This is a genomic window from Variovorax paradoxus, assembly GCF_024734665.1.
GTDB lineage: Bacteria > Pseudomonadota > Gammaproteobacteria > Burkholderiales > Burkholderiaceae_C > Variovorax.
In genome coordinates this window covers 6,969,395-6,985,098 of sequence record NZ_CP102931.1, presented here as the reverse complement: position 1 = coordinate 6,985,098, position 15,704 = coordinate 6,969,395, and the positions used below count along the sequence as shown (strand labels likewise).

17 protein-coding genes are annotated in these 15,704 nt (G+C 62.3%); 8 read left to right on the top strand and 9 right to left on the bottom strand.

Annotated elements, in window-relative coordinates:
* Positions 1-42: 42 nt before the first annotated feature.
* The 5 genes from NWF24_RS32660 to NWF24_RS32635 all read right to left on the bottom strand — a co-directional run bounded on the left by NWF24_RS32660 (position 43) and on the right by NWF24_RS32635 (position 5,534).
* Complete coding sequence (locus NWF24_RS32660; RefSeq protein WP_258352142.1) at positions 43-774, bottom strand: class II aldolase and adducin N-terminal domain-containing protein; 732 nt, start codon at positions 772-774, stop codon at positions 43-45.
* A gap of 22 nt (positions 775-796) precedes the next feature.
* Complete coding sequence (locus NWF24_RS32655; protein ID WP_258352141.1) at positions 797-1,627, bottom strand: ABC transporter substrate-binding protein; 831 nt, start codon at positions 1,625-1,627, stop codon at positions 797-799.
* 26 nt (positions 1,628-1,653) lie between these two features.
* Positions 1,654-2,526: a phytanoyl-CoA dioxygenase family protein gene (locus NWF24_RS32650; protein ID WP_258352140.1), complete on the bottom strand. Its 873-nt coding sequence runs from the start codon at positions 2,524-2,526 to the stop codon at positions 1,654-1,656.
* Between the two features lie 42 nt (positions 2,527-2,568).
* On the bottom strand, positions 2,569-4,089 hold the full coding sequence (locus NWF24_RS34235) for an amino acid ABC transporter permease/ATP-binding protein (RefSeq protein WP_309148850.1): 1,521 nt from the start codon (positions 4,087-4,089) through the stop codon (positions 2,569-2,571).
* Between the two features lie 479 nt (positions 4,090-4,568).
* The gene (locus tag NWF24_RS32635) at positions 4,569-5,534 is read right to left on the bottom strand and encodes a LysR family transcriptional regulator (RefSeq protein ID WP_258352139.1); all 966 of its coding nucleotides are present in this window, start codon (positions 5,532-5,534) and stop codon (positions 4,569-4,571) included.
* Positions 5,535-5,809: 275 nt separating this feature from the next.
* Here NWF24_RS32635 and NWF24_RS32630 point away from each other — a divergent pair, with 275 nt between their 5' ends.
* Together NWF24_RS32630 and NWF24_RS32625 are read left to right on the top strand one after the other, a co-directional pair.
* Complete coding sequence (locus NWF24_RS32630) at positions 5,810-6,226, top strand: VOC family protein (protein WP_258352138.1); 417 nt, start codon at positions 5,810-5,812, stop codon at positions 6,224-6,226.
* 165 nt (positions 6,227-6,391) lie between these two features.
* The gene (locus NWF24_RS32625) at positions 6,392-7,450 is read left to right on the top strand and encodes a pirin family protein (protein ID WP_258352137.1); all 1,059 of its coding nucleotides are present in this window, start codon (positions 6,392-6,394) and stop codon (positions 7,448-7,450) included.
* Between the two features lie 21 nt (positions 7,451-7,471).
* On the opposite strand, the gene NWF24_RS32620 is transcribed toward NWF24_RS32625, so the two are convergent.
* The 3 genes from NWF24_RS32620 to NWF24_RS32610 all read right to left on the bottom strand — a co-directional run bounded on the left by NWF24_RS32620 (position 7,472) and on the right by NWF24_RS32610 (position 10,031).
* The gene (locus tag NWF24_RS32620; RefSeq protein ID WP_258352136.1) at positions 7,472-7,762 is read right to left on the bottom strand and encodes a YciI family protein; all 291 of its coding nucleotides are present in this window, start codon (positions 7,760-7,762) and stop codon (positions 7,472-7,474) included.
* A gap of 94 nt (positions 7,763-7,856) precedes the next feature.
* Positions 7,857-8,867, bottom strand: a complete 1,011-nt coding sequence (locus tag NWF24_RS32615; protein ID WP_258352135.1) for a tripartite tricarboxylate transporter substrate binding protein — start codon at positions 8,865-8,867, stop codon at positions 7,857-7,859.
* Between the two features lie 72 nt (positions 8,868-8,939).
* A complete protein-coding gene (locus tag NWF24_RS32610; protein ID WP_258352134.1) occupies positions 8,940-10,031 on the bottom strand; it encodes a tartrate dehydrogenase in 1,092 nt (363 codons plus the stop codon).
* A 114-nt stretch (positions 10,032-10,145) separates the two neighbouring features.
* Between NWF24_RS32610 and NWF24_RS32605 the strand changes: the two genes are divergently transcribed.
* From NWF24_RS32605 to NWF24_RS32595, 3 genes are all read left to right on the top strand, one after another.
* Entirely contained in the window at positions 10,146-11,075 is a 930-nt protein-coding gene (locus NWF24_RS32605; protein WP_258352133.1) for a LysR family transcriptional regulator, read from the top strand.
* A gap of 78 nt (positions 11,076-11,153) precedes the next feature.
* On the top strand, positions 11,154-12,239 hold the full coding sequence (locus tag NWF24_RS32600) for a M4 family metallopeptidase (RefSeq protein WP_258352132.1): 1,086 nt from the start codon (positions 11,154-11,156) through the stop codon (positions 12,237-12,239).
* Entirely contained in the window at positions 12,236-12,574 is a 339-nt protein-coding gene (locus tag NWF24_RS32595) for a protealysin inhibitor emfourin (protein WP_258352131.1), read from the top strand. The genes NWF24_RS32600 and NWF24_RS32595 overlap by 4 nt, the downstream gene beginning before the upstream one ends.
* On the opposite strand, the gene NWF24_RS32590 is transcribed toward NWF24_RS32595, so the two are convergent.
* Entirely contained in the window at positions 12,571-13,896 is a 1,326-nt protein-coding gene (locus NWF24_RS32590) for an Nramp family divalent metal transporter (RefSeq protein ID WP_258352130.1), read from the bottom strand. The two genes, NWF24_RS32595 and NWF24_RS32590, sit on opposite strands and share 4 nt — an antisense overlap.
* A 113-nt stretch (positions 13,897-14,009) precedes the next feature.
* Between NWF24_RS32590 and NWF24_RS32585 the strand changes: the two genes are divergently transcribed.
* The 3 genes from NWF24_RS32585 (at position 14,010) to NWF24_RS32575 (ending at position 15,668) form a co-directional block, all read left to right on the top strand.
* Positions 14,010-14,318 carry a putative quinol monooxygenase gene (locus tag NWF24_RS32585; RefSeq protein WP_258352129.1) on the top strand — a complete coding sequence of 103 codons (309 nt, stop codon included), beginning with the start codon at positions 14,010-14,012 and terminating at the stop codon, positions 14,316-14,318.
* Between the two features lie 153 nt (positions 14,319-14,471).
* Complete coding sequence (locus NWF24_RS32580; RefSeq protein WP_258352128.1) at positions 14,472-15,035, top strand: hypothetical protein; 564 nt, start codon at positions 14,472-14,474, stop codon at positions 15,033-15,035.
* 84 nt (positions 15,036-15,119) lie between these two features.
* On the top strand, positions 15,120-15,668 hold the full coding sequence (locus NWF24_RS32575; protein WP_258352127.1) for a hypothetical protein: 549 nt from the start codon (positions 15,120-15,122) through the stop codon (positions 15,666-15,668).
* The last annotated feature ends 36 nt before the right edge of the window (positions 15,669-15,704 follow it).

Here is a 15,704-nt window from a genome sequence, read left to right as displayed (position 1 = left end):
GCATGGCAATAGGAATTGCCATCAACAAATCACGGTGACGGCTCAATCAGCCAGCGATGGATCGTGCTTGATCATCAAATACTTCATTTCTTCGAAATGCTGCTCGGAGAAATCCGTAATCTTTTCCCAGCTCCGCGCTGTTTTCTCCGCGACTTCGTCTGAAAGAACCCGAAGCGGCTGGCCCGTTGACCACGCGGTAACCAGGATCTGACAAGATCTTTCGAGCGTCCACATGTCGTCAAATGCCTCGCCGATGGTCTTGCCGACGACCATCACACCGTGGTTGCCCATCAAAAGACGTGTTTTGTCTTTCAACAGACCCGCCAGCCGGGCACCCTCGGCGGTCGTGTCGGCCATTCCTCCGTACATCTCGTCCACCGCGACCCTGTTGAAATAGCGCGCGGTGTTTTGATCGATGGGAGAAATCTGCGGGTTCTGCAAACATGCGATGCTGGTTGCAAAGACCGGGTGCAAATGAAGCACCACCCGCGCGGCAGGCAGCATCTGGTGGATCTGGCCGTGAATGGCCCAGGCCGTGGCGTCCACATCTTTACGGCTGGCAGTTGACTCGTCGTCTGCATCGAGCAATAGCAAATCGCCGGCACGAATGCGGGAAAAATGCATCCACTTCGGATTGAGCAAGAATTTCTTGCCGTCGTCCGAAACCGCAGCGCTGAAGTGGTTGGCCACAGCCTCGTGCATTCCGAGATGCGCGATGATTCGAAAAGTCGCGGCAAGATCGACGCGCAGATTTTCTTCGTGGTTTAACGCCATGGCTTCTTGCTCCGCAAACAGGTCAGGGCTTGGGCATCAGCTCTTGCAGGTCTTTTTCTGCTGGCGGCTCGAACTTGTACTTCTTCAGCAGCGCGGCATATTCCGGCGTTACCTTGTATTTGTTCAAGGCATCAATCAATGCTTTCTTGACTTCATCATTGCCCTTTTTCACCCCGAAACCGTTCAGGACCGGGTAGATGAGCGTGTCGGAAGAAATCGAGATCCGATCACCCAGTTTCTCGATCGCACCGCGAGCGACGGCGGCGTCGGTGATTTGAGCTTCCACGGCCTTGGACAGCAGCGCCTGGGTGGTTTGCGGATCGGTGCCGTATTCACTGATCTCAATGGGCTTCTTGCCGTTCTTGACACAGTATTCGGTGGAGAGCTTTCTCATTTGCTGAAGCCAGGACGTGGCGCCCATCGAGCCGATCTTGTGACCGCAGAAGTCTTCGGGCTTTTTCGGCTGGTACTCGGCACCCTTGAGCGCCAGGATCGACTCGCCGCTTTTCAGGTACGGAATCATGTCCATCACCTTGACGCGCTCGGCAGTGATGTACATCGATGAATTGATGATGTCGAAACGACCACCCTGCAGCCCCGTGATCAGATTGGGAAACCTGGTATCGATGTTCTCGGCCTTACGCCCCATTATTTTTGCAAGACCGTCGAGAAATTCGACATCAAAACCTGCAGGCTGGTTGTTGTCCATATATTCATATGGAAAAAATGTGAGGTCGGAACCGGCGGTGATCTTGCCCGGCTGTTGGAAAGCCGCGGCGTTGAAAGAAGCGGTTGCAATGACCGCAGCGCTCAAGACCAGAGGAATGCTTTTGCAGATCGAACGGTAATTCATGATGGTAAAACTTCCGAGTTGAGGAATTAGGCAGCCGCGGTGTCAGTGCCGGCTTGTTGCAGAAAAAACGATGCGCCGCGCGGTTTTTGCGGCAAGCGCAATTCATTCACCGTACTTCGAACCAGCCCGCTCTCCTGTCCTGCGACCATGAGTCCGGCGTGCACGCTGGGCAATGGGCTCTCGCAAAACGGCAAGGCATCCTCTGCCGCATAGACACTGATGAACAGCGTGCGGGGAAGCTCGGTGTTATTGGGGCTCGACGCGTGCAACAGACGCGTGTGCATGAAACATACGGAGCCCGACGGCGCATAACATGACACCGGATCCTGGCAATGTTCATCCACCACAGCGTTTTCAACCGTTCCTGTGAATCGGTTGTTTTGCCAATGCGACCAGAGCGGCCCTTTATGGCTGCCGGTTGCAACCTGCAGAGGTCCGTTTTCGGGTGTGACATCGCTCACCATCAGCAGCGCCGTGACCAGATCGTCGTTGCTGTGCGGCGTGAAGGGAAAGTCCTGATGCCACTTCACCACGGTCTTGGTGTGAGGCAGTTTCGAATTGATCTTGCTGTGGTGAAAGCGCGCCCCCGAGCCACCGATCAACTGGGCCGCAATGGCGGCCATGCGGGATTCCAGCGCAATCTTCTTGTAGGCCGCCGAAATCTCGGTGGGTGAATTGACGCGCCGGAGCGACGGATGGTCCGCCCGATGGTCATCTTCGATGTCGAATCGCGGGCGCCCATCCTGCGTTTCACCCCATGGCGCGGTCCTGGCGCGGCTTTCTTCAACCCATTGTTCGAAATCGTCGTTCAACGATTTGACTTCTTCGGGAGACAGGACCCCTTCCACAACCAGCACACCTTCTTCGTGGTATTTGTCAATTTGCCACTGCTCGATCATTTCAATTCCTTCGGAAAATATAAATTGACACATCGCAAATATTCATGCCAATGAAACGTCTTTCAGGAACGCTTCAACACGTGCATTTTTTCCACTTCTGAAAACTTCGGGCGTGTCATCGCAAACCACGCGTCCTTTTTCCATGAATACAATCCGGTCCGACACCTTGAACGCGAAATTCATTTCGTGTGTGACGATCACCATGGTGATGCCCTCGCTGGCAAGCGTTTCGATGACTTGAAGCACTTCGGTGACTTTCTCCGGATCCAATGCCGAGGTCGGCTCATCGAACAGCATGATTTGAGGGCGCATCATCAGTGCCCGGGCAATTGCCACGCGTTGCTGTTGCCCCCCGGACAGCTGATGGGGGTATTTGAAGACATGCTCGAGCATGCCGACTTTCAGCAGTAATTCGTATGCTTGCTGCTTCAGATCGGAGATTGGCGCAGTGCCGTGATAACGCGGCGCCAAAAGCAGGTTATTCAATACCGTGAGATGCGGGAACAGGTTGAAACTCTGGAAAACCATTCCGATGTCCAAGCGGTGCTTGAGATCCTCGATCAGCCTGGGCTTCTGAGCACCCTGCCTGCTCAGATGAATAAACGGTTCACCATTGATCTTGATATCGCCGTTGTCGAGTTTTTCCAAACCATTGAGAAGGCGAATCAGCGTGGTTTTTCCGGAGCCGGAAGGGCCGATCACGGATACGACTTGCCCTTGCTCAACTTTCAGGTTGACTGCGCCCAGAACCTCGACATTGTTGTAAGCCTTGTGCAGTCTGAATGCTTCGAGTGCCGGGATGTTCGAGCTGGTCTGTGGACGGCGAGATTGCGTCGCACTGTTCCTGGCTTTCTCGAATACATCCTCATCAGGCGTCCTTGCCACTTTGCGCTTGGTAACGTCCAGAAAATGTTCCAGTCTTTTCAGGACAAAATCAAATACCGTCACAATCAAGACGTAGTAAATCGCAACTGCTGTCATGGTTTCCATCACCAGGAAATTCTGCGAATAAAGGCGTTGGCCGACCATCAGAATTTCCGTCAACGAAATGACGGATACCAGGGAACTGAGTTTGACGATCGAGATGAACTCGTTGGTCAATGACGGGAGGGCCACGCGAATGGCTTGAGGTACCACCACCCTGTATTGAATTCCCATGAATCGCAGCCCCAGCGCAATGGCAGCTTCGTACTGGCCCTTGGGAATCGAAAGCAGACCGCCGCGGTGAATTTCTGCGATGTATGCGGTTTCGCAAATCACCAAGGCAATAAAGCCGGCCCAGAATGGATCATTGAGAACAACCTGACTGGACGGAAACGCTTGAGGCAGGTTGTAAGTGAAGATCAACAACACCAGCAGGGGCAGACTGCGAAACAACCAGATATAGCAACGCGCAGGCAGGCTGATCAACGGCTTCGAAGACTGCTTTGCAAGTGCCAGAACAAATCCGAAAACGACACTCACGACCCAGGTGCAAATACTGAGCTTTATGACAGTCAGCGTCGCCAGCCAGAAATCCTGCAGCCTTAACAGGCTGAACATGTATTGCCAATCAAATGTCATATTTACTTTTCGCAGCAATAGCAATTAAAGGTGGGTTGGAAAAGTCGATGACAGGGCTTTGCAAGACGACTTGAGTATCTGGCTCGGCCTTGCATCGGGTCAACTATCAAATACCTAAGTCTTATATAGGCGTGCCCTATACAAACATCTGGTCGAAAATCCTGAGTTATGGGCCTGAATGCGCCTCTTTTTGGTTTTAAATATTCCATGATGGTGCGGTTTCACGGTTCTGGTGCGAACGGGTTCAGCTTGTTTATTTGTCGTTGGCGTCGTCTGAGATTTGCCAATGGACTTTGTCGACCTGCCCTTGCGCGGAGTGGACTGGTCTGTGCGGTCTGGACTGCCGGCTCGGTGAGCTGATCCGGCTGGAGGGGCGACTGCGCGCTGGGACGCGCGCGAGTGGGGTATGTGCTGCTGGCCCCTAGCAATGGCTCAAGGTGCTTGCCCTTGGTGCGATCAATAAACGACCTGCGAGGGGGTCATTGGCATGATTCGATATCCGAACTGACTTGCCGCGAGATTTGTGATGGCGGGGTCAAATCCACGCTGCGGCAATAGTCCATGAACAGCCTTGTTGCCGGCGAGGGCTGGTTATTTTTCAGATATGCCATGATCAACGTGGAAGCAGGCATTTCATCTTCTATATCCAACTGAACCAGTTGCTTTCCGTCGTATGTGCTTTCGGTGCACGGGCGAGTGACCAGCAACGAAAATCCCAGACCTCGACCTACCATGCAGCGGACCATCTCGATCGACGGCGAGCTATACGCAACGGTTGGATGGAATCCCCGGTTTTTGAAAATGTCGATGAAGTAGTTTCGACTTGGCACGACGTCCAGCAGGATCATTGGCTCGATGCTCAAATCTTCCAATGTCACTGATTTTTTTCTTGCCAATCGATGGTCAACCGGGAGCAGCGCATAAGGTTTATGCGGTGCATTCAATTCCTCCTTGTATATCGAATTGCCCAGCTCCAGATCGTATAAGAATGCCAGATCAAATCGCCCTCGATGCAATCCCTGCATCAGTTCGTGCTGTTCGCCATCGTGCAGCTGGATATTGATCTGCGGATAGACACCCTTGAATCCGGCAATCAACTTTGGCATGTACAGCGGAGCCATGGATTCAAAGCAGCCCAAGGCAATGGTTCCGGATATCAGGTTCCATTCGGCGTTTGAGTTTTGCTCCAGATCGTGAGAAAGCTGCAATAGATGCTTGGCCTGTTCATAAACTCTGCGCCCGTTGGATGTAAGCGAGACACCCTGTGCGTGATGCCGGATCAACAGCTGTTGATCCAGTATTTCTTCCAGTGTTTTTATGGCAACGGAGATGGATGGCTGAGAGATGTGAAGCTTCCGCGCAGCTTCGACGATGCTGTCCTCTTCCACCACGGCAACAAAGTACTTAATTTGCCTTAAGGTGAAACGCGCCGTTAATTGACTCATAGAAATCACCCTTCTTGGTCACGCCTTTGCATAGTTTTTTCTGATGCAAACTTCGTGCCTGACGATCTGATCTCATTTGGATGCAACGCATTTCAGGGGCCGCAAGCGGCAGGGTTTGGCTGTCGTGAAATTTCTGCCGAAAAATGCCTCCTAGCTGCACGTCCGAGAAAATATGTGGACGCCGTCCATTTTCTTTGGTATCTTTTGTGGACGGCGTACACAAGGCGCCGCGAAATGCCTCCACATCCATCCATCCACCGATACAGGACGACACCATGGCCACCAAGCAGATCTTCGTGAACCTCCCCGTCAAGAACCTCGAGAAGACCAAGACCTTCTTCGCCGCGCTGGGCTACACCTTCAACGCGCAGTTCACCGACGCCAACGCCGCGTGCATGGTCGTCCAGAAGGACAGCATCCACGTCATGCTGCTGGTCGAGGAGTTCTTCAAGACCTTCACCACAAAGAGCCTCACCGACACGTCGAAGAGCACCGAAGTGCTGCTGTGCCTTTCATGCGAGAGCCGCGCCGAAGTCGACGAGCTCGTGGCCAAGGCCAAGGCCGCCGGCGGCACCACCCCGAGCGAGCCGAAGGACTACGGCTTCATGTACGGCCACGGCTTCCAGGACATCGACGGCCACCTGTGGGAGCTGGTGTACATGGACCCGAACGCCGAAATGCCGAAGCAGTAAAGCGCCGGCAGGCACGCCCGAAAGGGAAAAAGAGCGATGCCCATCGTTCCATACGCGCTCTTCACTGTTGCACGGAAGGCCTCTACCGGAAGGCGGCGGCGCCCCGATATTCCATCCACTGGCACGGCATCATCGGCCGCGCCCCACATGGAAAGGAATATTGAAATGTCCGACAACAACAAGGGCCCCGTCGTCCAGGTCAAGCCACTCGGCTTCCCGTGGCAGACGATCGACCCGTTCCTGTTCTGCGTCTACCACGACGACGCCTACCCGAAGGCCAACGGCCAGATGGGCCCCGAGGCCTCGCTGGCCGGCCGCCAGATCGGCCAGGACTTCAGCCGCAAGGACGGCTGGAGCATGTACCACGGCGACACGGTGCCGGGCTTTCCCTCGCACCCGCACCGCGGCTTCGAAACCGTGACCATCGTGCGCAAAGGCCTGGTCGACCATTCCGACTCGCTGGGCGCCACCGCGCGCTTCGGCGGCGGCGACGTGCAGTGGCTCACGGCCGGCAAAGGCATCGTGCACTCTGAAATGTTCCCGCTGCTCGACGCCGGCGCGCCGAACCCGCTGGAGCTGTTCCAGATCTGGCTCAACCTGCCCGCCAGGAGCAAGATGGCCGAGCCGCACTTCACGATGTTCTGGTCCGACGCCATTCCGCGCTTCGCCTCCGACGACGCGAAGGGCGGCCGCACCGAGGTTGCAGTGATCGCGGGCCGGCTCGGCGATGCCGCCAGCGGGCAGGACCCGATCCAGCCGCTGGCGCCGCCGCCCGATTCATGGGCCGCGCAGGCCGACGCCGACGTGGCGATCTGGACGCTGAAGATGACGCCCGGCGCGCAATGGACGCTGCCGGCCGCCACGGGCGAAGGCACGCGGCGCATGCTGTACTTCTTCAAGGGGGCGATGGCGCACATTGCCGGCGAGCGCGTGGAAGGCCCGGCGGCCGTCGAGCTGCGCGCGGATGCGGCCGTGGAAATCGTCAACGGCGACGGTGAAACGAGCGAGTTCCTGGTGCTGCAGGGCCGCCCGATCGCCGAACCGGTGGCGCAGTACGGCCCCTTCGTGATGAACACGCAGGCCGAGATCAGCCAGACCATGGCCGACTACCGCCGCACGCAATTCGGCGGCTGGCCATGGGACGATCCGGCGCCGGTGCACGACCGCGAGGCCGCGCGCTTTGCGCGGCACCCCGGCGGCCACGAGGAAGTGCCGGGAGCCTGAGCGAAAAAAAGACGTTCTTCGTCAGAACGTCTTCAGAACCTCGATGCTGGGGGCCGTCATGCTCGGCACGAACTCGGTCACGTCGGCGCGCGCCACGCCGCCCTGCACGAACGGGTCGCGCGCCAGCACGGCCTCCAGCCCTTCGCGGTCGCCCGAACGGGCGAGGATCACGCCACCCGTGCGCGGCACCTGGCGGCCCGAAGCCACGAACAGCCCGCTTTCATAGTGCTTCCTCAACCAGACCATGTGCGGGTCCATCAGCGCGTCGACTTCTTCGAGCGGGCGGATGTAGGTAAGGGTGACGATGAACATGGGCAGGATGGCGGTGAATTCGGAAGCCCCGATCCTATGACCTTGGCAAGACGCCCGCCCGGGCGAGGTGTGCACACCCGTAACAGACTGCTCGCTAGTCGATCACCACGCCCCCCTCTTTCACCAGCTTCGCGAACTTGGCCGTCTCTTCCCGAATCTGCCGCGCCATTTCTTCCTGCGTGCCGCCCAGCGGCTCGGCGCCGATGGCCTGCATGCGCTGCGCGAAATCGGGCGAGTGGATGATCTTCACCATCTCGGCGTTGAGGCGCGCAACGATCTCCTTCGGCGTGGCTGCCGGCGCAAGCACGCCGAACCAGGTGCCGATGTCGAAGCCCTTGAGCCCCGCTTCCTCCAGCGTCGGTACGTCCGGCAGCACCGACGAGCGGCGCGCGGTGGTCACGGCCAGCGCGCGCAGCTTGCCGCCCTTGATGTGCTGCAGCACCGGCGTGATGGTGTCGAAGGACATCGCCACCTGCCCGCCGAGCAGGTCGGTGGTGAGCGGGCCGCTGCCCTTGTAGGGCACGTGCAGCAGCGTGGTGCCGGTGCTGGACTGGAACTGCGTGCCGATCAGGTGCTGCGCCGTGCCGTTGCCATTGGAGCCGTAGGCCAGCTTGCCGGGCGAGGCCTTGGCGAACGCAACCAGTTCGGCCACGTTCTTCGCGGGCGTGTTGGCGGCGTTGATGACCAGCACGTTGGGCACCATGGCCACGACGGTGATCGGCGCCAGGTCTTTCTGGAAGTCGTAGGGCAGCTTCTTGTAGACGCTGGTTGCGATGGTGTGGTGCACCGCGCCCATGAGCAGCGTGTAGCCGTCGGGCTTGGCCTTGGCCACGTAGTCGGCGCCGAGCGTGGCGCCGGCGCCGGGCTTGCTCTCGACCACCACCGGCTGGCCGAGCGATTGCGAAAGCCTGTCGGCCAGCGCGCGGGCCAGCACGTCGGTGGTGCCGCCAGCCGGGAAGGGCACGACGAGGCTGATGGGCCGCGTCGGCCAGCCGGCGGGTGCCTGCTGCGCAAACGCCAGCGCAGAGGCGCCGAGGCCGAGCGCGAGCGCCGCGGCCCGAAGCACCGTGCGCCGGTGGCGCTGGGGGAAGGAAGCTGCTGTCATGGTTTTGTCTCCGGCTCGCTGTTGTGATGCGCGCATCGAGGCGCGCGGATACCGTCGTGTCGCTCGAATCGGTCAGGCCGCAAGCCGCACGGCCTCGCCGGCAATGTGCGCGCATACCGCGCGCGTCACCTGCTCCGTGGTCGCGCTGCCGCCCAGGTCGCGGGTGTGCAGCGACGGGTTGGCCGTGACGTGCTCCACCGCAGCCATCACGCGGCGCGCGGCCTCGGCCTCGCCCAGGTGCTCGAGCAGCATCACCACCGACCAGAAGGTGCCGACCGGATTGGCCAGCCCCTTGCCCATGATGTCGAAGGCCGAACCGTGGATGGGCTCGAACATCGACGGATAGCGCCGCTCCGGGTCGATGTTGCCGGTGGGCGCGATGCCCAGGCTGCCCGCCAGCGCCGCCGCGAGGTCGCTGAGGATGTCGGCGTGCAGGTTGGTGGCGACGATGGTGTCGAGCGAGGCCGGGCGGTTGACCATGCGCGCGGTGCAGGCGTCGACCAGTTCCTTGTCCCATGTCACGTCGGGGAACTCCTTCGAGATCTGCAGCGCGATCTCGTCCCACATCACCATCGCGTGGCGCTGCGCGTTGCTCTTGGTGACCACGGTGAGCAGCTTGCGCGGCCGCGAGCGGGCCAGCCTGAAGGCGAAACGCATGATGCGTTCGACGCCCGCGCGGGTCATCATGCTCACGTCGGTGGCGGCTTCGATGGGGTGGCCCTGGTGCACGCGGCCGCCGACGCCGGCGTACTCGCCCTCGGAGTTCTCGCGCACGATCACCCAGTCGAGCTGACCCGGCGCGCAGCGCTTGAGCGGCCCGTCGATGCCCGGCAGGATGCGCGTGGGCCGCACGTTGGCGTACTGGTCGAAGCCCTGGCAGATCTTCAGGCGCAGGCCCCAGAGCGTGATGTGGTCGGGAATGTGCGGATCGCCAGCGGAGCCGAAAAGAATTGCGTCTTTCTTGCGCAGTGCGTCGAGGCCGTCGGCCGGCATCATCTCGCCGTGCGCGCGGTACCAGTCGCCGCCCCAGCCGAAGTCTTCGAAGCTGAAATGCAGCGCGCCACCGGAGGCCGCGGCCAGCGCTTCCATCACCTGGCGCCCCGCCGGGATCACTTCCTTGCCGATGCCGTCGCCGGGAATGGTGGCAATGCTGTAGCTGCTCATCGATGTCCTTGTGTGCGCTGTAGTAGTGGTGGCCCACTGTAGGATCCGACGCGCCGAACGATTCACGCCGAAAGTGAATCCATCATTAACCTCAGTTCAACAATCGGATCGCTCATGGTTGCTCCGGTCCAGCCTGCCGACCTCGGCTTTTTCTCCTCGCTCGCGGCCTGCGGCAGCCTGAGCGCGGCGGCGCGCGAACTCGGCATCAGCACGCCCGCGGTGAGCAAGCGGCTCGCGCTGATGGAGGCGCGCCTGGGCGTCACGCTGGTGAACCGCACCACGCGGCGCATGAGCCTCACGCCCGAGGGCGAGCTGTACGTGGCGCACGCGCGCCGCATCCTCGGTGAGATCGACGACATGGCTCAGTTGCTGGGCGGCGCAAAGGGCGAGGCGCAGGGCCTGCTGCGCGTGAACGCCACGCTGGGCTTCGGGCGCAGTCACGTGGCGCCGCTGATCTCGAAGTTCGCACGCAAGCATCCGCAGGTGGAAGTGCAGCTGCAGCTCTCGGTCAACCCGCCGCCGCTGACCGACGATGCCTTCGACGTCTGCATACGCTTCGGCGCGCCGCCCGAGGCCCGCGTGATCGCGCGGCGCATCGCGTCGAACCGGCGGCTGCTGTGCGCCTCGCCCGCCTACCTGGCGCGCGCCGGACAGCCCAAGGTGCCCAACGACCTCACGCACCACCGCTGCATCGGCATCCGCCAGGGCGACGAGGCCTACGGCATATGGCGGCTGAGCACCGGGCGCGGCACGGCGCAGCGCACCGAGGCCGTGAAGACGCGCGGCGCGCTCAGCACCAACGACGGGGAGATCGCGGTCAACTGGGCGCTGGACGGCCACGGCATCCTGATGCGCGCCGAGTGGGACATTGCGCGCTACCTGCGCAGCGGCCGGCTGGTGCAGGTGCTGGCCAACTACCGCACGCCCGACGCCGATATCTACGCGGTGTATCCGCAGCGCCACCAGCTGTCGGCGCGCGTGCGAACTTTCGTCGACTTCATGGCCGCCGCGCTCGGAAAAGACGACATGCCGCCGAGGGCTTGAGCCGCAATCCGACAAGCGCGGACGGGTGTTTCTGCTACGGTGTTTTGAATCAATCGACACCCGACGAAAGGCCCGCCCATGCCGTCGCGCACACCGCAGACCCTGCCGCCTGGCTTCATACCGCCGTACCTGCTGAGCCGCCTCGCCGAGCACGCCAGCGCATCCATCAGCGCGCGTGCGGTGAACACCCTGACGATCGATCGCGAGCACCGCGCGCTGCGCGGCTTCGTGCCGCCAAAGCTTGCCTCGGGCACAGCGAGCACGACGGCCGCGCGGCCACGCCCGGCGCGACCGAACTCGCCGGAGCGCGCCATCCATGACGCGGCGCACACAACCACGCTGCCAGGAAAGCTGGTGCGCACCGAGGGCCGGCCCGCCACCGGCGACATCGCGGCCGACGAGGCCTACGACCACCTGGGCGCAACCTGGCGGCTGTACCACGACGTGTACGAGCGCGACTCCATCGACGGCGCGAGCATGCCGCTGACCGGCAGCGTGCACTACGGCAAGGACTACGACAACGCCTTCTGGAACGGCGAGCAGATGGTGTTCGGCGACGGCGACGGCGAGGTCATGAACCGCTTCACCATCGCGGTGGACATCATCGGCCACGAGCTCACGCACGGCGTGATCGACCACGAGGCCGGGCTCATCTACCAGGGGCAGCCCGGCGCGCTCAACGAATCGATCTGCGACGTGTTCGGCGTGCTCGTCAAGCAGCACTCGCTGCGGCAGACGGCGCAGCAGGCCGAATGGCTGATCGGCGCGGGCCTCTTCACGGCGAGCGTGAAGGCCAAGGCCCTGCGTTCGATGGCCGAGCCCGGCACCGCCTACGACGACCCGGTGATCGGCAAGGACCCGCAGCCGGCGCACATGAAAGACTTCGTCACCACCTCGCAGGACAACGGCGGCGTGCACATCAACTCGGGCATTCCGAACCGTGCCTTCTATCTGGCGGCCATGGCCATCGGCGGGCAGGCATGGGAAACCGCGGGCCGTGTCTGGTACGACGCGGTATGCGACAAGCGCCTGCGCCAGGACGCCGATTTCGAGGCCTTCGCAACGCTCAGCACCGACGTCGCCTCGCGGCGCTTCGGCGCCGGCAGCGCGGTGCACAAGGCAGTGGCTGGCGCCTGGCAGGGCGTGGGAGTGATCTCGCCATGATCCGCCTGCCGCCATTGAACAAAGCGACCATCGTGCGTGTGACGCGCGAGGGCGGGGTGGCCTACATGCCCGGCCTGTCTCAGCCGCGCAGCTTCCAGCTCGGCGACTGCACCGACGAACTGCGCCAGCAGATCGGCGATGCGCTGCAAAGCGCCGTGCCGCATGCGGGGCAGGCTGGTGCTGCGCTGTCCAGCGGCGACCAGCGCTATTACCGCGTCGAGGTGGTCGTGGAAAGCGCCGAAGAAGACCAGAAGATTTCAGTGAGCTTCGAGGTGCCGGAAGCCGAAGCACCCGAAGCGCTGGTGCACCTGTGGAAGGACGCCGGCAAGCGCTAGCTGCCCGAGACCACCGTAGCGATCAGCCACACGTTGGCCGCACTGATCACGCCGAACAACAGCCAAGCCAGCGACTTCACCACCGGCCCGTTGGCGAAGCCGCCCATCATCGCGCGGCTGCTCGTGAAGCGAATGAGCGGCCACATCGCAAAGGGCAGCTGGAAGCTCAGCACCACCTGGCTGAGCACCAGCATCTTGCCCACGCCACCATCGCCGAACCACCAGACGCCGAGCCAGGCCGGGCCCAGCGCCAGCCCACGCGTGATCAGCCGGCGCTGCCAGCACGGGATCTTCAGGTCGAGAAAACCTTCCATGATGATCTGGCCCGCGATGGTGCCGGTGAAGGTCGAGCTTTGCCCCGAAGCCAGCAGCGCAATGCCGAACAGCGTGGCCGCGAAAGCACTGCCGACGATGGGTTCGAGCAGCCGGTAGGCGTCGTCGATCTCGGTCACTTCGCGGTGGCCCGTGGCATGAAAGGCGCTGGCGGCGAGCACCATGATGGCCGCGTTGACCAGCAGCGCGAGCGACAACGACACCACCGCGTCGAGCGTGCAGAAGCGCACCGCCTCGCGGCGCGCCGAATCGGTGTTGGCAATCAGCCGGGTCTGCACGATGGACGAATGCAGGTACAGGTTGTGCGGCATCACCGTCGCGCCGACGACGCCGATGGCCAGGTACAGCGCGCCCGGCTGGTGCAACCGCTCCAGGCTCGGGCCGAAGCCCATCGCCACGCCGAACCAGTTGGGCGGCGACATCGCCAGCTCGACGACGAAGCAGCCCGCGATGGTGCCGACCAGCCCGAGCACGATGGCCTCCACGCGGCGGAAACCCGCGCCCTGCAGGCCCAGCACCAGCAGCGTGTCGAAGGCCGTGATGGCAATGCCCACCGGAATCGACACGCCGAACAGCAGATGCAGCGCGAGCGCACTGCCCAGCACCTCGGCGAGGTCGCAGGCCACGATGGCCAGCTCGGCGCCCAGCCATAGCAGGCGGTTGACGCGCGGCGAGTAATGCTCGCGGCAGGCGCGCGCCAGATCCTTCTGCGCCACGAGCCCCAGCCGCACGCACAGCGTCTGCAGCAGCATCGCCGCGAGGCTCGCGAGCAGCACCACGAACAGCAGGCCGTAGCCGAAGCGAGAGCCGGCCTCGATGTCGGTCGCCCAGTTGCCCGGGTCCATGTAGCCGACCGACACCAGAAGGCCCGGGCCCGCGTAGCGCATCAGCTTCTTGAAGAAGGGCAGGTCTTGCGGAACGGCCACGCTGCCCTTCACTTCGGATGGGCAGAAGGGCGCTGTGGCCGTGCGGGGCAGCGGGAAGAACATGCGGGCGATGATAGGGACAAGGCCGTGGTGTTGTCGCGGACCGGACCAGCGCGACGGCGCCGAATCTCTTAGATTCGACCGTCGTACTACCTTACCAACTGGAGACTCTTTCAATGATTCACGTCGTCGCCGTCATCACCGCCAAGCCGGGCCAGCGCGCCAAGCTGCTCGAAGCCTTTGCTGCCAACCGCGCAGCCGTGCTGGCCGAAGAGGGCTGCATCGAATACGGCGCCACGGTCGATGCGCAGGGCGTCCCGGCATCGAAGGCCAGCTTCGGCCCCGACACTTTCGTGGTCGTCGAGAAGTGGGAAACGCTGGCGCACCTGCAGGCGCACGCGGTCGCACCCCACATGAAGGCCCACAGCGAGAAGACGAAAGAGTTCACCGAGAGCAAGCTGATTCACGTGCTCGAACCGGTCTGAAGCCGGCCTGAGTTTCCCGCCTTCGCGCGCGGCGCGATGCGTGCTACCGTCGCGCCGGGGAGCAGGCATCGCGGATGCACCATGCATGCATCGCACGGCCGCATGGAGAGAGGGACAGCAGGCATGGCGATCTTTCGTTCGCGAGGTTTCCGCTTGCGCGCTCGGCTCGCGCCCGGCGCACTACTGGCCGCCCTTGTTCTGACGACCGGCTGCGCGCCGTTGCTGGCGCCACCCTACGCGGCCGACTACGAGACGCTCGACCGCCTCGAGGCCACGCGCCCCGGACCGGTGGCGCTCGTGAAAGCGCAACCGACCGAGCCGGAAGACAAGGTCAACACCGTGCGCCTTCGCAGCGCCAGGCTGCTGTCGCCCAGCGGCAGCTTCGCGCAATACCTGCAGGACGCGCTGATGCGCGACCTGAGCGAAATCTCCGTCTACGACCCGAAGGCGCCCACGCGCATCGCGGCACGCATCCTGGTCAACGAGATCGACCTCGGCGTGATCAACGGCACCGGCCGCATGGACGTCGAAGTCACCGTCACGCGCGACGGCGCTCAGCGCCTGCGCAAGGCCTACCGCGCGGAGACCGCCTTCGATTCGAGCTACGCAAGCATCGTTGCGGTGCCAGCCGGACAGGCTGCGTACCCGCGCCTCGTGCGCGCCTTGCTGCGGCAGGTGTATGCCGATCCGCAGTTCGTGGCCGCCATCGGCCGCTGACCTCACAGGCCTGGAGGCGCTTCGATGACGATGTTCTTCTTACTTCCGATGACCGCGATTCGACGTGTTACGGGCGCGGCACTCATGGCCCTGCTGCTCGCTGGCTGCGTGCATCCGATCACGATGATCACCGAGACCGCGCCGCAACGTTCGCAGGCGCACCTGATTCAAAAGAAGGTCGCCTACGTGATGACCGATGCCGATCGCGACCTGGAAGTGATCACCCCCGGCGGCAGCGGCGACCGCGTGAGCTACTTCCCGTACCGCGACCTGGAGAAGTCGATCCGCGATGCGCTGCGCGCGGTGTACCGCGACGTGGTGGTGCTGCGCACCGCCGGTGACACGAAGGCGAACGAGGCGGCCGGTGTATCGCTGGTGTTCGCGCCGCGTATCAAGACCGACTCCAGCTCGTCGTCGTTCATCAGCTGGCCGCCGACCTCGTTCACGGCCGAGGTCTCGTGCGTGGTGACCGATGCAGCGGGCGCCGAGGTCACGCACGTGCGTGCGACGGGCAACGGCACGGCGGAGTTCGGCGAGTTCAAGGGCGACTTCGGACTGGCGGCTCGAAGGGCTGCAACGCGGTTGACGTCGCAGCTGAGCAGCGAGATTCGCAGGAACGAGAAGTTGCGTTGAGAGTGCCCCAATAAAAAAACGCGCCCTCGGGCGCGT

Coding starts and splice junctions, on each gene's coding strand:
- NWF24_RS32660 (WP_258352142.1), bottom strand. CDS start 774: ATGGCGTTAAACCACGAAGAAAATCTGCGCGTCGATCTTGCCGCGACT.
- NWF24_RS32655 (WP_258352141.1), bottom strand. CDS start 1,627: ATGAATTACCGTTCGATCTGCAAAAGCATTCCTCTGGTCTTGAGCGCT.
- NWF24_RS32650 (WP_258352140.1), bottom strand. CDS start 2,526: ATGATCGAGCAGTGGCAAATTGACAAATACCACGAAGAAGGTGTGCTG.
- NWF24_RS34235 (WP_309148850.1), bottom strand. CDS start 4,089: ATGACATTTGATTGGCAATACATGTTCAGCCTGTTAAGGCTGCAGGAT.
- NWF24_RS32635 (WP_258352139.1), bottom strand. CDS start 5,534: ATGAGTCAATTAACGGCGCGTTTCACCTTAAGGCAAATTAAGTACTTT.
- NWF24_RS32630 (WP_258352138.1), top strand. CDS start 5,810: ATGGCCACCAAGCAGATCTTCGTGAACCTCCCCGTCAAGAACCTCGAG.
- NWF24_RS32625 (WP_258352137.1), top strand. CDS start 6,392: ATGTCCGACAACAACAAGGGCCCCGTCGTCCAGGTCAAGCCACTCGGC.
- NWF24_RS32620 (WP_258352136.1), bottom strand. CDS start 7,762: ATGTTCATCGTCACCCTTACCTACATCCGCCCGCTCGAAGAAGTCGAC.
- NWF24_RS32615 (WP_258352135.1), bottom strand. CDS start 8,867: ATGACAGCAGCTTCCTTCCCCCAGCGCCACCGGCGCACGGTGCTTCGG.
- NWF24_RS32610 (WP_258352134.1), bottom strand. CDS start 10,031: ATGAGCAGCTACAGCATTGCCACCATTCCCGGCGACGGCATCGGCAAG.
- NWF24_RS32605 (WP_258352133.1), top strand. CDS start 10,146: ATGGTTGCTCCGGTCCAGCCTGCCGACCTCGGCTTTTTCTCCTCGCTC.
- NWF24_RS32600 (WP_258352132.1), top strand. CDS start 11,154: ATGCCGTCGCGCACACCGCAGACCCTGCCGCCTGGCTTCATACCGCCG.
- NWF24_RS32595 (WP_258352131.1), top strand. CDS start 12,236: ATGATCCGCCTGCCGCCATTGAACAAAGCGACCATCGTGCGTGTGACG.
- NWF24_RS32590 (WP_258352130.1), bottom strand. CDS start 13,896: ATGTTCTTCCCGCTGCCCCGCACGGCCACAGCGCCCTTCTGCCCATCC.
- NWF24_RS32585 (WP_258352129.1), top strand. CDS start 14,010: ATGATTCACGTCGTCGCCGTCATCACCGCCAAGCCGGGCCAGCGCGCC.
- NWF24_RS32575 (WP_258352127.1), top strand. CDS start 15,120: ATGGCCCTGCTGCTCGCTGGCTGCGTGCATCCGATCACGATGATCACC.